Source organism: Microcoleus sp. Pol7_B2, assembly GCF_036701035.1.
Classification (GTDB): Bacteria; Cyanobacteriota; Cyanobacteriia; order Cyanobacteriales; family Microcoleaceae; genus Microcoleus.
On the sequence record NZ_JAUBQB010000065.1, the window covers coordinates 25,750 to 40,950 of the forward strand.

Annotated in this window: 15 protein-coding genes; 12 read left to right on the forward strand and 3 right to left on the reverse strand. The window is 47.0% G+C overall.

Annotated elements, in window-relative coordinates:
* Positions 1-46: 46 nt before the first annotated feature.
* Positions 47-1,492 (reverse strand): serine/threonine-protein kinase, encoded by a 1,446-nt coding sequence (locus tag QUA57_RS21305; RefSeq protein WP_333063458.1) that lies wholly within the window; start codon positions 1,490-1,492, stop codon positions 47-49.
* A gap of 118 nt (positions 1,493-1,610) precedes the next feature.
* Positions 1,611-2,615 (reverse strand): LysR family transcriptional regulator, encoded by a 1,005-nt coding sequence (locus QUA57_RS21310; protein ID WP_190663891.1) that lies wholly within the window; start codon positions 2,613-2,615, stop codon positions 1,611-1,613.
* 236 nt (positions 2,616-2,851) lie between these two features.
* Here QUA57_RS21310 and QUA57_RS21315 point away from each other — a divergent pair, with 236 nt between their 5' ends.
* From QUA57_RS21315 to QUA57_RS21350, 8 genes are all read left to right on the forward strand, one after another.
* Positions 2,852-3,565, forward strand: coding sequence for an NnrU family protein (locus tag QUA57_RS21315; RefSeq protein WP_333063460.1), 714 nt, complete (start codon positions 2,852-2,854; stop codon positions 3,563-3,565).
* Between the two features lie 45 nt (positions 3,566-3,610).
* Positions 3,611-3,988, forward strand: a complete 378-nt coding sequence (locus QUA57_RS21320) for a thioredoxin family protein (RefSeq protein ID WP_333063461.1) — start codon at positions 3,611-3,613, stop codon at positions 3,986-3,988.
* A gap of 115 nt (positions 3,989-4,103) precedes the next feature.
* Positions 4,104-5,552 (forward strand): Tic22 family protein, encoded by a 1,449-nt coding sequence (locus QUA57_RS21325; RefSeq protein ID WP_333063462.1) that lies wholly within the window; start codon positions 4,104-4,106, stop codon positions 5,550-5,552.
* 224 nt (positions 5,553-5,776) lie between these two features.
* Positions 5,777-7,822 carry an NAD(P)H-quinone oxidoreductase subunit 5 gene (locus QUA57_RS21330; protein ID WP_333063463.1) on the forward strand — a complete coding sequence of 682 codons (2,046 nt, stop codon included), beginning with the start codon at positions 5,777-5,779 and terminating at the stop codon, positions 7,820-7,822.
* 559 nt (positions 7,823-8,381) lie between these two features.
* Positions 8,382-9,968 (forward strand): NAD(P)H-quinone oxidoreductase subunit 4, encoded by a 1,587-nt coding sequence (locus QUA57_RS21335; protein ID WP_445304499.1) that lies wholly within the window; start codon positions 8,382-8,384, stop codon positions 9,966-9,968.
* Positions 9,969-10,194: 226 nt separating this feature from the next.
* Positions 10,195-11,061, forward strand: coding sequence for a hypothetical protein (locus QUA57_RS21340; protein WP_333063464.1), 867 nt, complete (start codon positions 10,195-10,197; stop codon positions 11,059-11,061).
* 259 nt (positions 11,062-11,320) lie between these two features.
* Positions 11,321-11,557 (forward strand): type II toxin-antitoxin system Phd/YefM family antitoxin, encoded by a 237-nt coding sequence (locus tag QUA57_RS21345; RefSeq protein ID WP_333063465.1) that lies wholly within the window; start codon positions 11,321-11,323, stop codon positions 11,555-11,557.
* On the forward strand, positions 11,554-11,871 hold the full coding sequence (locus QUA57_RS21350) for a type II toxin-antitoxin system VapC family toxin (protein WP_333063466.1): 318 nt from the start codon (positions 11,554-11,556) through the stop codon (positions 11,869-11,871). The genes QUA57_RS21345 and QUA57_RS21350 overlap by 4 nt, the downstream gene beginning before the upstream one ends.
* A 120-nt stretch (positions 11,872-11,991) precedes the next feature.
* Here QUA57_RS21350 and QUA57_RS21355 read toward each other — a convergent pair whose 3' ends face one another.
* Positions 11,992-12,336 carry a metalloregulator ArsR/SmtB family transcription factor gene (locus QUA57_RS21355; protein ID WP_333063467.1) on the reverse strand — a complete coding sequence of 115 codons (345 nt, stop codon included), beginning with the start codon at positions 12,334-12,336 and terminating at the stop codon, positions 11,992-11,994.
* A 97-nt stretch (positions 12,337-12,433) separates the two neighbouring features.
* Here QUA57_RS21355 and QUA57_RS21360 point away from each other — a divergent pair, with 97 nt between their 5' ends.
* From QUA57_RS21360 to QUA57_RS21375, 4 genes are all read left to right on the forward strand, one after another.
* Positions 12,434-13,135, forward strand: coding sequence for an MBL fold metallo-hydrolase (locus tag QUA57_RS21360; protein WP_333063468.1), 702 nt, complete (start codon positions 12,434-12,436; stop codon positions 13,133-13,135).
* Positions 13,136-13,166: 31 nt separating this feature from the next.
* On the forward strand, positions 13,167-13,718 hold the full coding sequence (locus tag QUA57_RS21365) for a rhodanese-like domain-containing protein (protein ID WP_333063469.1): 552 nt from the start codon (positions 13,167-13,169) through the stop codon (positions 13,716-13,718).
* Positions 13,715-14,599, forward strand: coding sequence for a sulfite exporter TauE/SafE family protein (locus tag QUA57_RS21370; RefSeq protein ID WP_333063470.1), 885 nt, complete (start codon positions 13,715-13,717; stop codon positions 14,597-14,599). The genes QUA57_RS21365 and QUA57_RS21370 overlap by 4 nt, the downstream gene beginning before the upstream one ends.
* Positions 14,600-14,972: 373 nt before the next feature.
* Positions 14,973-15,164 carry a hypothetical protein gene (locus QUA57_RS21375; protein WP_333063472.1) on the forward strand — a complete coding sequence of 64 codons (192 nt, stop codon included), beginning with the start codon at positions 14,973-14,975 and terminating at the stop codon, positions 15,162-15,164.
* Positions 15,165-15,201 lie beyond the last annotated feature (37 nt).

The following is a 15,201-nucleotide window of genomic DNA, read 5'->3' on the forward strand; positions in this document are numbered from 1 at the left end:
CCGGAAAGCCTGTTCAAAACAGGCAATTCTTGCGATGAATATTACATTAAAAAACGTTTGAAAGTAACTTATAAATCAAGCGAAAAATAGCTGTTCCAGCGATCGCACCCAAAGCACCCAACCATCCCACAAACAAAACGCCAGTGATCGGAGAATTCGGATAAATCGCAACTGCCGCCGTCTGTAAAGTTGGGAAAAACCACAGCAAAGCCAGAGTGCCTGCGCCAATAATCAACATCTCAGTTTGTTCGATCGCCCTGCGGTACTGGCCGTAAATCAAACCCGCCACAATCATCCCCAACAATCCGATACTCAAGCCTGGAGACGGCAGCAAACTCGTCAGGGCGATCGCCAGCACCCCCGCCTCAAAACCCGTAAACGCCGCCCCCGACAAAACCTCCCAAATCGAAAAAGTCGCTCTCTGCGAAGATTGCAGCGCTCCTGGATGAGTCGCAGGAACCCGTACAGGAGGAGGCAGAGTCGGTTGAAGAGGTATCGGAGGCGGCGCCACCACGACTGTAGGTGGTTGAGAATGTTGTTGAGGCCGAGACATCAGAGCCGCTTCCACCTCACTCGCAGATTGAAAACGCTGGCTGGGAGCTGATAATAACATTCGATCGAGAACGTGAGCCAAACGCGAACTTACCTGCACCCGTGACTGCCAATTCCACTCGTTTCTGTAACTATCAAACAACTCCGTCGGCTGCAAACCACTCAGCAAAGTAATACAAGTCACAGCCAAAGCATACAAATCCGTTGCCGGATAAACTTCTTGCCCGCTCATCTGTTCTGGCGGAGCGTAACCCAAAGAATAAATACCAGTCGAAGCTTTTGCACCCCCAACACTTTGCGTTACTTGTTTAACAGCCCCAAAATCTAATAAATAAAGCCGACCGTTTTTAGCCCGCATAATATTAGCAGGTTTAATATCCCGGTGAATCGAACCGCGAGAGTGCACAAAATCGAGAACCTTCAAAATTTCCCGCAGCACCTCCACCGTTTCCGCCTCCGAAAACCTGCCTTTAACAGCTAGTTCATCCTCCAAATTTTTACCGTCAATAAATTCTTGAACCAGATAGAAAAACTGATCGTTTTTTCCCGGCTGCAAACTCGTAACAGTCAGCTCAAAAAAAGCCAGCAAACTCGGAATTTGGGAATGTTCGTTTCCCAGTTCTTCCAGCACCGCCGCTTCCCGTTCAAACAGAGTTTGAGCGATTTGTAGCTGTGGCGGAGTCAGACTTACCGACGGCTGCAAAAGTTTAGCAACGCATTGCCGCATCGCTGGAGTATAGCGGTCTCTAGCCAAAAATGCCGCCCCAAAACCGCCTTGACCCAACAACCTCACGGGCAAATAGCGCCCGCCCAAAATCAGGGGCATCCCGCAAGTCGTGCAAAACTTTTGCTGCACGGTTTTCAGCAGCGAACTGTCATCGAGGTCGGGAAAATAGTTTTGAGGGCGCGGGCAGCCCGGTCGGGTGCAGTAAACTTCCATTTTTGTTTGCTAAGAAGAGGGAAGAAGGAAAAGGGAAGAACGAAGAAAAAGTGATGGTTAAACCAGATTTCGATTTCTCAACTAACCGCGAACTGCTAACTGCCAGCGACCTAAGAGATTAACTTCCAGCCGAGTTGGGAGTTGCTATTTCTATGAATCCCAAATCGAGCGCAGGGGGTTCTTTCTTCTCCAGGATGGTCGAATAAGTAGCAAACTGCGGCAAAATTTCATTGCTGAAGGCCTCTGCTGCTTTAGAACGGTAGCGGTTGGGGTTGTAAATCAGCGACAAAATGCGAGTTACCAAAACTTCGTCCATTTGAGATTTGTGCAAGACGCCCATGAGCAACTCTTTTTCGATCGCCGAAACCGAGACAAAAGCAGCTCCCAGGCCCGACTGAACGGCATTTTTAATGGCTTCGATCGAATTTAGTTCCATCTCTATTTTCAAGCGGCGCGTGTCTATGCCGCAGCGAGTCAGTACCTGATCGATTACTTTGCGGATCGTAGACTGCGAATCGAGGGATATAAACTGCAATTTGTAAAGGTCTTCTTTTTGGATACTTTCTTGTTGTACCATCGGGTGAGATGGAGGAAGAATTAAAGCCAGTTCGTCCTCAGCGTAAGGAACAATTTCTAAAGCTTCTACAAGTTCGGTAGGAATTTCTCCGCCAACAATTGCCAAATCGATTTGCCCGTTTGCCACACTCCACGCCGTGCGGCGGGTAGAGTGAACGTGAAGCTGTACTGCTACATCCGGGTACTTTTGACGAAACATCCCGATCATCCGGGGCAGCAAATAGGTTCCCGTTGTTTGAGAAGCGCCGACGATCAAAGTACCGCCTTGGAGGTTTTGCAAGTCTTCCAGAGCTCGACAAGTTTCCTGGCAAAGCGATAAAATTTTCTCGCCGTAACTCAGCAGCAGGTGTCCGGCTTCGGTCAGTTGCGCCCGCCGCCCCCCCCGGTCAAACAGCGGCACGTCCAACTGTCTCTCTAAGTTTTGCACCTGCAAGCTAACTGCTGGCTGGGATACATAGAGGCTGTCCGCGGCGCGTTTGAAGCTTCCTTCAGAGGCGATCGCCTTGAGAATGCGTAACTGGTCTAAAGTGAAAGGAAGGTCAGACATATATCTAAATTGTCAGTTGTCAGTTGTCAGTTGTCAGTTGACGGTTGACGGTTGACTGTAGGCAGCGAACAGCAAACAGCGAACAGTCAACAGCGAACAGTCAACAGCGAACAGCGAACAGTCAACAGTCAACAGCGAACAGTGAACAGTTAACTGACTGATAACCGCTGAATGCTCCCATAGATACTTTGTGACACAAATTGGCCGAGAATCAATAACTTTTCTTAATATTTGCAATGACGATCGACTTGGCGCTCGACTCCCACTTAGTTATTCTGGGCCTGTTACTGGTTTTTGCGATCGCCCACAGCGGTTTAGCAGCCCTCCGGCCCAAAGGTGAAAAGCTTATCGGGGCGAGACTTTACCGCGTTTTGTTTGCCCTTGTCAGTTTGCCGCTAGCCGTCATTCTGATTGTCTACTTTTTCAACCACCGCTACGACGGCGTGCAGCTTTGGCAAGTACAGGGATTACCCGGAGTTAAACCTGCAGTTTGGATACTTTCGGCAATTTCCTTTCTGTTTCTGTACCCAGCAACTTTCAACCTCCTAGAAATTGCCGCCGTCCAAAAGCCCCAAGTGCACCTCTACGAAACAGGCATCATTCGCATCACCCGTCACCCGCAAATGGTGGGACAGGTGATTTGGTGCGTGGCCCACACCCTGTGGATTGGCACTAGCTTTACCCTCGTCACTTCCATCGGTTTGGTACTTCACCACCTCTTCGGAGTGTGGCACGGCGACAGGCGACTTCAGGCTCGTTTTGGAGAATCCTTTGAAACCATCAAATCTCGAACCTCAATCATGCCTTTTTTGGCAATCCTACAAAAGCGTCAAACCCTTGATTTGCTTGAGTTTCTCCGCCCTTCCTACGTAGGTGTAGTCATTTTTACTGGTTTGCTGTGGGAAATTCATCCTTTTTTGATGCGTGTCACTAGGAACATATACTGGTAGCATGATCCCTAGGATAGAAAAAAAATTATTAAATTTTGAGGGCTCATGGTGTTGTCGGTTAGCGAACGCACTTTTGCACAAGAGGTGTTTCAAGCCTCTACCCCCGTTTTAGTTCACTTTTCGGCTCCTTGGTGCGGTTTGTGCCGCGCGATCGACCCCACGCTTAAGACTTTTGAGGCAGAGTGGGCAGAAAAAATCAAGCTGGTTGGGGTGAATGCCGATCAATGTTTCAAGTTGGCCCACACTTATCGGCTGACAAGTCTGCCCACGCTGATTTTGTTTGAAGGCGATAAAGTTCGATTTAGATTTGAAGACTACAAAGGACGCGAGGAACTGCGGCGAACTCTGGATTCCTGGATGCTCGCAGCTCACCTAGCTTCCCCATCTCAACGGCTGCAACTTCAGGAAGTAGCCAACAGGTAACATTTTTAAGTCCCATAGGTGTTAGACCCCCGACTTCTTAAAAAATTCGGGGATATAACACCTATTGTGCCGGTAAGTACAAGATTTAACGAATTTAACACGTGTTAATACCACCATGTCTAATTTAGTTAATGTTGACTTGCTCCCTGCCTCGGAAGCGGGAAATCTCACAGCATTAGCACTGTCTAATACAGAAATTGACGAAAAGCTGCGCTCGGTGCCGGTGTTTGTGATTACAGATGCTCAGGGTGCTCCCCTCATCTCTACTGTTCCCAAACAAGGTCAGGGTCAAACCGGCAATGATTCAGTGGCACGAATTTTTATCAGCCAGCAGGATGCTCAAGCTTTTATCGATCAACTGAAAACTACAAACCCTCAGTTGGCGGCCTCCGTGCGCGTGACGCCGGTGTCGCTAGGGGAAATTTACCAGCTTTCTCAAGCAAATAAAGGCAAGCCGGAGGAGATCCAATTTTCTTACGTTCCGGCTCCGCAGCAGGTGCAGTTGGCTAAAACTGTACTTCAGCAGACTGGTCAACAGGTTAACGAGTTCAACGGTGTACCTCTGTTTTTGGCCAGAGGTGGCCCGGAAAATGGTTATTTGACGATTCAGCGCAACCAGCAAGAGGTGATTCCCTTGTTTTTTAACAAGGAAGAACTGCAGGAACTGGTGGAGCGCTTCCAGCAGCAGCAGCCGAATCTCACTGCCACAATTAAGATTGAGGTGGTGAACTTGGAGAGCGTTTTGGAAGCTTTGCGTACTGAGGACGACGCGTTCTTGAACCAATTGATTTTGATTCCCTCGCAGGAGTCGCGGGAATTTGTGCGCCAGCTTCCTGGAAGTATCACAGACTTTGAGCAGTTGAGCGTTTTTAATAAGTTATTGACTGCATCCGCTAGCGGAGGTTTTTTTGACTTAACTCTGGGCAATGATTTATTTCAAATACCTCCAAACAGTGCGACTCAATTTCCTGGCGGCGTGCGAGCCTTAGACGGTAACGATACCGTGAGTGGTTCATCAGATGATGATGTAATTAATGGGAATGCTGAAAATGATCTGCTGCGCGGCGGCGCTGGTAGCGACTTGCTGCGGGGTGGCAAAGGCAGCGATTTAATTTTCGGAGATGATGGTAGCGATCTGCTCACCGGCGGTCAAGATAATGATAGTCTAGACGGCGGAAGTGGCAGTGATTTTTTGCGGGGAGGGAGAGAAAATGATACTCTCAGCGGCGGCGAAGGTAATGATTTTTTATTAGGCGATGCAGGTTTTGACATTCTTACGGGCGGCGGCGAAATAGATAATTTTATTATCAAAATAGATGTTGATGCAGGGGTGCGGGATGCAAATTTTGCCGATCGAATTACCGATTTAAATCAAGGGGATAGAATTGCGATCGCAGGCAGTATAAGTCTTAATGACATCACTTTCAATGCGGAGGGTGCAAACACGCTAATCTTGTTAGCTAATGGCGACATTTTAGCGAATGTTTTAAATGCAACACCGGCAACTGTTCGCAGTTCCACATTCATCGCATCCACTACAGATTCGATTCTAAACTTGGGGTAATCGCGATCGACCTCCGCAATATCAGTTTCACGGGCATTCATTCATCCCGACTCTGTTCGGGGTGAGATTTATGGCACATTAACTCCTAACAACCTAAATCCATAAGGCCGCCAACTCAGCATACTTCAAAAAATATCAAGCATTTATGCCCAGTCGTCCAAGCCTGTGTCACAATTGTTTACAGTTTTGTCAATCTAGTAGAAACTTTAAACTACCTATCAGTCATGGAACTGCTTTATCAATACGCTTGGCTGATTCCAGTCCTGCCGCTGGCAGGCGCAATGCTAGTAGGTCTAGGCTTAATCACCTTTAACCAGGCAACCAACAAACTCCGACAAGCGAATGCGATATTAATCGTCTCCGCGCTCGGAGGGTCAATGGTACTATCCTTCGCATTGCTGTGGAGTCAACTACAGGGCCACGCACCCTACACCCGCACTATTCAGTGGGCTTCTGCAGGCGACTTCTCGCTGAATATGGGCTATATCATCGACCCGCTGACGGCGGTGATGCTGGCGATCGTCACTACGGTCGCCTTTTTGGTGATGATTTACACCGACGGCTACATGGCTCACGATGACGGGTACGTGCGCTTTTACGCCTACCTGAGCATCTTCAGCGCGTCGATGTTGGGTCTGGTAATCAGCCCGAACATCGTTCAGATTTACATTTTTTGGGAACTCGTAGGTATGTGTTCGTACCTGCTAGTCGGATTTTGGTACGATCGCAAACCCGCTGCTGACGCTTGCCAAAAAGCTTTTGTCACCAACCGCGTCGGCGACTTCGGCCTGCTGCTGGGCATCCTCGGCATTTACTGGGCCACCGGCAGCTTTGAATTTGAGGTGATGGGCGAACGCCTGCACTCATTAGTCGAATCCGGCGCCCTCAGCGCGACTCTGGCGACCATCTTCGGCGTCCTCATATTTTTGGGACCAGCAGCCAAATCCGCTCAATTCCCCCTCCACGTCTGGCTGCCAGACGCAATGGAAGGCCCGACACCGATTTCGGCCCTGATCCACGCCGCGACAATGGTAGCCGCCGGCGTATTCCTGATCGCTCGGATGTACCCGGTGTTTGAAGGGCTGCCTGCTGTCATGAATTTGATCGCCTGTACTGGCTGTTTTACGGCATTTATGGGTGCTTCGATCGCGATTACCCAAAATGACATCAAAAAAGGCCTCGCCTACTCCACCATCTCCCAACTCGGCTACATGGTGATGGCAATGGGCGTCGGCGCTTACAGTGCCGGACTTTTCCACTTGATGACTCACGCTTATTTCAAAGCAATGCTGTTCCTGTGTTCAGGTTCAGTGATTCACGGTATGGAAGCAGTTGTAGGCCACAACCCCGCACTTGCTCAAGATATGCGAGTCATGGGCGGGTTGCGGAAATATATGCCGATTACCTCTGCTTGCTTTTTAATCGGAAATTTGGCAATCTGCGGAATTCCGCCGTTTGCTGGTTTTTGGTCAAAAGACGAAATCCTCGCCAGCGCCTTCGCAGCAAATCCCGCTTTGTGGGCTGTTAGCTGGCTGACGGCCGGGATGACCGCCTTTTATATGTTCCGAATGTATTTCAGCACCTTTGAGGGCGAATTCCGGGGCAATGACAGCGCCATCAAGCGGCAACTCTTGCAACCCAGTGTTGTTTTCGGCCCGGGAGCGATGAACGTTAAGGAATTGGCATCAACGGGCGACAGTCACGATGAGCACGACCATTTGCCTCACGAATCTCCTCTGACAATGGCTCTGCCGTTAGTGTTGCTGGCAGTACCTTCTGTGTTTATCGGTTTTCTCGGTACGCCGTTTGCCAATTATTTCGAGCAGTTTGTTCGCGCTCCAGGCGAGTCTCTTGAAGAAGTTTTGGAACACGCTGCGGAGTTCAATTTGACGGAATTTTTGATTATGGGCGGAAGCTCTGTAGGTATTGCTTTGCTGGGCATTACTTTGGCTTCTCTGATGTATTTGAGCCGTAAAATTGACGCAAGTGCGATCGCCCAAAAAATCAAACCGCTTTACGAGTTCTCCCTCAACAAGTGGTATCTCGACGATATCAACGATTTTCTTTTTGTCAAAGGCAGCCGCCGTTTAGCGCGGCAAGTCATGGAAGTGGATTTGCGAGTCGTCGATGGTGTCGTCAACTTAACCGGGCTTATCACCCTTGTTAGCGGCGAAGGTTTGAAATACTTTGAGAGCGGTCGCGCTCAATTTTATGCCCTGATTGTGTTTGTCGCAGTTCTGGGTTTTGCGATCGTTTCTGGAGTCGGTTAAATCTGTAGGGACACGGCCTTGTCCAAATGGTGTCAACAACCATGTCAAACCTAGTACGGGTCTGCTCTCTGACGATTAGGGTTCTATTCCCCCTAGCCCCCCTTCTTAAGGGGGGGACAGGAATCTTCTCAAAGTCCCCCTTCTTAAGGGGGATTTAGGAGGATCTAGACTCAGGTAAAAGCAATATTTATCAAGGATTTTAGGCGTAAGTATACACGCTTTGGGCATGACCGTATCCCCACTAGGAGATATTTTAAAAAATGGTATTAGGTTAATAAATCACAATTGACAATTAGCAAATATAGCAATCCTTGCAGGAGTCATAAATTTTTTACGCCACCCCAACCATCCCCTTGCCAAGGGGAGGGAGTAAGAAATTCACAAATGATGCGAGGATTGCTATAGAAATAAATCTTTCATTAAACTTAACTGTTGCGATCGCATAAATTGTCCAAATAATAGCAAAAAAAAATGTTCCGTCTAAAGAAAGTATAAAATTTAGGCCAAAATTGCCAAAATGTGTTTAAACCTAATAACTGATGGATCATTTTAAAACGCAATGGATACAGCTAACTTTCCCTGGTTAACAACAACAATTCTGTTTCCCATTGCTGCGTCCTTGCTGATTCCTTTAATTCCCGATAAGGATGGCAAGACGGTGCGGTGGTATGCCCTAATTGTGGGTTTAATCGATTTTGCCCTACTTGTTTACGCTTTTTACACTCAGTACGACTTCAGCAATCCAGATTTGCAACTGGTAGAAAGCTATACTTGGGTGCAGCAACTCGATTTGAATTGGTCGGTGGGTGCTGACGGTTTATCAATGCCGCTGATTCTGCTGACTGGTTTTATTACTACGCTGGCTACTTTAGCTGCTTGGCCTGTCACATTTAAACCGAAGCTTTTTTACTTTTTGATGCTGACAATGTACGGCGGCCAAATCGCAGTTTTTGCCGTGCAGGATATGTTGCTGTTTTTCCTGGTTTGGGAACTGGAATTAGTCCCGATTTACCTGATTTTGTCCATCTGGGGCGGCAAAAAGCGCCTCTACGCAGCAACTAAGTTTATCCTGTACACCGCAGGCGGTTCGCTGTTTATTTTGCTTGGCGGGCTGACGATGGCGTTTTACGGCGATACGGTGACTTTCGATATGCGGGCGATCGCAGCTAAAGATTATGCCCCCAATGTAGAATTGATCCTGTATACAGGTTTTTTAATAGCTTACGGCGTCAAACTGCCAATTTTTCCGCTGCACACTTGGCTTCCTGACGCTCACGGCGAAGCAACCGCACCCGCCCATATGTTGCTAGCAGGAATTCTGCTAAAAATGGGCGGTTACGCTTTACTGCGGATGAATGCGGGAATGCTCCCAGATGCTCACGCTACCTTCGCGCCCATCTTGGTAATTTTGGGTGTGGTTAACATTGTTTACGCGGCATTAACTTCTTTTGCTCAGCGAAATTTGAAGCGGAAAATTGCTTATTCTTCGATTTCGCACATGGGGTTTGTACTGATTGGGATAGCTTCGTTTACTGATTTGGGAATTAGCGGTGCAATGCTGCAAATGGTTTCCCACGGTTTAATTGGGGCGAGTTTGTTCTTTATGGTGGGTTGCACGTACGATCGCACTCACACGCTCATGCTCGACGAAATGGGCGGTGTCGGGAAGAAAATGCGTAAGGTTTTTGCGATGTGGACTGCTTGTTCTATGGCTTCCTTGGCTTTGCCGGGAATGAGCGGTTTTGTAGCAGAATTGATGGTGTTTGTAGGTTTTGCAACCAGCGATGCTTACAATCCTGTGTTTAAGGTTTGTGTGGTATTTCTAGCTGCTGTCGGGGTGATTTTGACTCCGATTTACCTGCTGTCTATGCTACGTGAAATCTTCTACGGCCCGGAGAATAAGGAATTGTCGGAACACGAAGAATTGGTGGATGCCGAACCGCGAGAAGTGTTTATTATTGCGGCTCTGTTAGTGCCGATTATTGGCATTGGTTTGTATCCGAAGATGCTGACTCAGGTTTACGATGCGACTACTGTTCAGTTGACTGCAAAGTTGCGCGATTCTGTGCCGTCGCTTGTGGCTAAGGCTGCTGCGGATCAAACTGTCTCTCTGCGTGCTCCGGCGATCGAGCCGAGCAAGTTGTGATTTAAACTGGATTTAGGAAGAAAACCCCCAAAATCTTAGAAAGATAGAGTTTGGGGGTTTTCTATTTTTATTGATAGACAGCTCAGGGAAACTTTTGCTCTCAAGCAATTTGGAGTTGGGTTTGAGAAATAAAATGGGCAGGCGGTCAAGTAGGGCGATCGGAGTGTTAGACCGCAACTTCGGTATAATTGATAGTTATGCACTTTGCTAGATATGCAATAAGTCAATGATCCTAAATCCAAAATCACTTGAGAAGCTTAGGAACCTAATCAATGAAGAAACTGAGTATCGCTCAGGGCCGCAACTCGTTGAATTTTTTAATGCGTTAGGGTTCAGTGATTCTTACCGTCAAGGTTTTCCGTCTCGCTGGATATTCACTGATGAGCGTCTCCGCCAGCTTAATGGCAAGCCCGAACTTGATGAATGTATAAAAAGTGTTCTTTCACCAGTAAATTTTATCAATCGGATTCCCGAACTAGACAAGCATATTGCAGAATTCAACCAATATATCGCCTTTGACCAATGGAAGGTAGTTCGTGATGGCGCTAATATAGGTTTTGCTAAGCTTGAGAAAATCGAAATCGATGAAACTGCAACTCCAACAGAAGATGAATTCTTGAAGAGAGAGTTCTCTAATATTTCGATTGCGGAAATCGGTCTTGAAAGTGATTTGTCAGATATTCTTCAGCAAAGGATCAAGGAAATTGAACAGTGCTTTTCGGTCGGTGCATATTTATCAGTGATCTTATTGGCTGGCAGCACACTTGAAGGAATTCTCTTGGGCTTGGCAAAAAAGCATCCACAGCAATTTAATACCTCCAGAAAGGCACCAAAGGACCCTTCTGGAAACGTAAAGAAGTTCCATGAGTGGTCGCTGAGTTCTTTTATTGATGTTGCAAGAGATATAAATCTAATTCAACATGATACCGAGAAGTTTAGCCATTCTATGAGGGAATTCAGAAACTATATTCATCCTTTCGATCAGATGAGATCGGGCTTTAACCCTCGACAGGACACTGCAAAAATCTGTCTCCACGTGTTGAAGACTGCAATCCATGAAATTAATGAAACCGTCAGTAATATCAGTACATAACAACCATGTTGCAGCGGACAGTTTGGAGATATTTGTTGTGACGCAGTAGTTACTCACCGCCGCTGAACACGAACGTTATGCCACAGCCTAAGCTCTACGAGTAAACCCGCCTACGCAATGGCTGAGTATCACGTTGAGAAACCGGGTTTTTTACCGAATCTGCGGGCTGGAACGCGCCTTTTAGTAAAAAAACCCGGTTTCTAGGCCCTGATGCGTCCAGGACTATACAATTGAGTGAGCTTTATACTGAGGCATTTTTATGTTGAACGTGACAGTTGATGAAATTCAGGGCGATCCTTCAAAGTTTCTTCGTCAAGTGGAAGCAGGCGAAACTTTTGTTATTCTGCTTGCAGATAAGCCGATCGCCGAACTCAGGCCTATTTCTAGCAGCAAGCAATTGCGACCATTCGGTTTGTGTGCAGGCGAGTTTACTGTTCCAGATGATTTCGACGATCCTTTGCCAGAAGATATCCTCTGTGCATTTGAAGGTAAATGAAGATTCTGCTAGATACGCACATCTTTTTATGGTTCATCAGTGGTGACGCCCAGTTATCAACAGATGTTCGAGATGCAATTCGCGATCCAGATAATCAGGTCTATTTGAGTGCAGTTTCAGTCTGGGAAGCAATTGTCAAGTACCAGTTGGGTCAGTTACCTCTGCCGGAACCTCCCGAAACATATTTACCCAAACAGCGTGATCTTCATCAACTTGTCAGTCTTGCTCTTCATGAAAGTAGCGTAGCTCAACTGGCTAAACTGCCACCATTACATCGCGATCCGTTTGACAGAATGCTTATCTGTCAAGCTTGACAGAATGGTCTGACTATTGCGACATTGGTGATGAATTATAAGCGTGCAGATAGCTAGATTTAGTGACATTTTTAGCACCACTCTTGAGCGCACACAACAGTTGCAGCCAACAAAGCGTGGTTAGAGTTGACGCAATCTGTCGAGCTTTTTTAACTGTTGTGACTGTTCTTGCAATCGAGTTTCGAGCTTCTGACACACAAGTTCGCATAAATCAAAAATCATCGGGTCAGTGATTTGATAGTAAACACTGACTCCCTGCGGCTGCCGTTGAACGATGCCTGCCTGGGTCAAAATCTTGAGGTGCTTGGAAACATTGGCTTGCCCCAGCCCTGTTTCTTCAATGATTTCAGTGACATTTTTAGCACCACTCTTAAGCGCGCACAGCACTTGCAGGCGGCTAAGCTCTGATAAAACTTTGAAGTAGTCAGCAACCTGAGCGAGAGCGGAAACAGGAATTTGAGACATAAGCAGGAGTGAATAGATTTTGAGCGAGACTTGTTTTTAAAATAATACTACTATATAGTAATATTATCACTAAATATGTAATGAGAGGCTGATGGCTATGCTGTTTCGTCAACTTTTTGATCGGGAAAGCAGTACCTATACTTACCTGATTGCCGATCGGGGTTCCGCAGAAGCCGTATTGGTCGATCCAGTGTTGGAACAGGTTGAGCGAGATCTCAAATTGCTGAAAGAACTGGGTTTGACATTGCGTTATTGCTTGGAAACCCATGTTCATGCCGATCACATTACCAGTGCGTCTCAACTGCGGGAAGCAACAGGCTGTGTGAGTGTGGTTCCAGCCCAAGCACAGGTTAACTGTGCAGACCGTTTTATCCATCCAGGGGAAACGCTACAGCTTGGAACTGTGGAAGTGCAGGCGATCGCCACGCCAGGACACACAGATAGCCATATGGCATACCTCGTCAATGGAAGTCACTTGCTGACCGGCGATGCGTTATTTATTCGCGGCTGTGGACGCACAGATTTTCAAAGCGGGGATGCAGGAACCTTGTTTGATTCAGTCACTCAACGATTATTTACCTTGCCTGACTCTACCTCGATCTATCCAGGACACGACTATCGCGGGCAAACTGTTTCTTCCATTGAGGAAGAAAAACGCTGGAACCCTAGGTTTACAGGGCGCAGTCGGGATGAGTTTATTCAATTTATGAATGCACTGAATCTGCCCAACCCTCAAAAAATGATGGAAGCCGTGCCAGCTAATGAACGGTGTGGCAACCTCACCTCAATTTCTGCCTAGACCTTTGATCTATTTTTTTTGGAGTACAACTATGACACTGACTAACGATTCTCAACTTCAAGAAATTGATGCTCAAACCTTGAAACAATTGCTTGAGGAAAAAGCCGTAACTTTAGTGGATGTTCGGGAATCTGCCGAATATGCAACTGAACGTATTCCCGGCGCAAAATTTCATCCACTTTCACAGTTCGATCCACTTCAAGTACGACCGTCTGCGGGACAAAAACTCGTTCTCTACTGTCAATCGGGAAATCGCTCTGCCAAAGCCGCCAGACAATGTTTAGACGCAGGATTCAATTCTGTGATTCATCTGCATGGCGGAATTCCTACTTGGAAAAATGCAGGCTATCCAATTGAAAAAAGTCACAATGCGCCGATTAGCTTGTTTAGGCAAGTGCAGATTGTTGCAGGCTCATTGGTTGTGCTGGGAACAGTTTTAGGGGTGTTTGTCTCACCTAATTTTTTACTTCTGAGTGGATTTGTGGGTGCTGGCTTAGTGTTTGCTGGAATCACTAACACCTGTGCGATGGGAATGCTACTGGCAAAGTTACCTTATAACCAACAAGCCGGAAATAAATCATGATCTGGATAATTGGACATTTCCTGGCAGTTGGCATTGGTGTGAGTTTAGGCTTATTGGGCGGTGGTGGTTCTGTGCTAGCACTGCCTGTGCTGGTTTATGTGATGGGTGTTGCGCCTAAACCTGCGATCGCCATGACTTTGATTATTGTCGGGACTGTTAGCTTATTGGGCAGCATTCCCCATGGGCGGCGCGGTAATCTTAATCTCAAAACCGCAGTTATTTTTGGAACTGCAACCATGTTGGGGGCTTACCTCGGTGCAAGAATTGCGACGCTGCCGTTCATTACCAGCGCATTCCAGATGACCCTATTTGGATTGTCGATGCTGATTGCCGCAGGCTTGATGATTTATCGCACCACCTTATCAAAGACCGTATCTAGTAAGGATGAGCTAGAGGCCATCCAGTACGTCAAACCTGTTTGCAAATACTGCTGGCTATGGCTGATGACTGAAGGGATTGCAGTAGGGATTTTGACAGGATTAGTCGGTGTGGGTGGCGGGTTTGCGATCGTCCCGGCCTTGGTTTTATTGGGGAACGTACCCATGCGACAGGCGATCGGGACTTCTCTGCTAATTATTGCGTGTAATTCTGTCGCGGGTTTGCTAGGTTATTTAGGGCATATTTCCTTAGACTGGAATCTCACGGTTTCATTCACCTTTTTAGCTGGATGCGGAACGGTGATTGGGGCTTATCTTGCACAGTTTATTCCAGCGCAACAACTTCAAAAAGGCTTCGGTTACTTCCTGCTAGTAGTCGCCACATTCGTATTAGTCCAAAATCGTGATAGCTTACAGGGAATCAAAAATTCATCTGCTGACCAGCCACCTCACAACGCACTTTCTGCTGACGGACGGGAGATGTCGGCTGTGATACCGAGGTGATCTGCCGCCACTCATCTTAGCCCTTAGATCGCGATCGCCATACCCAATACTTCAAAATTACCATAAGGTCGATCGCCTTTCAATTCAATGCGATCTCTTAGTTTATCGGGTTATTGTTATGCGAAGAGTGCGATGTTTGTCAAGGGCGATCGCACCCTCGCAAGTTGTAATTTGAACCGGATGCGAGGAAGAAAACCCCAAAACCTCGATGATTAAACGGGTTTTGGGGTTTTCTATTTTTTTTAGGGCGATCGAGCTTTTAGGATTCTTATTACTTTTGTTTTGCCGGAACCCAGTAAGTTTTGAAGCGAGGCGCTAAAATCTAATTCACATAGCTATTAAAATACAGATTGCAAGCTTATTTGCTTTCATCATGCACAATCAAGAGTCACCTATTGTTTTCGATCGAGAACGCGCTTCTTCCTACGACAAAAGATTCGCTAAATTGGCTCCGATGCGCGACGCACTTCATTTACTGATCCGCTTTGTACTTTCTGAACTTCCTACCGATGCACGGATTCTGTGTCAATACGGTTCAGTTAAGGCTCAAACCCTGGTAAATTAGGTATTGTTTCCAAAAATGGAGAGTAAGTTAGCGTGCA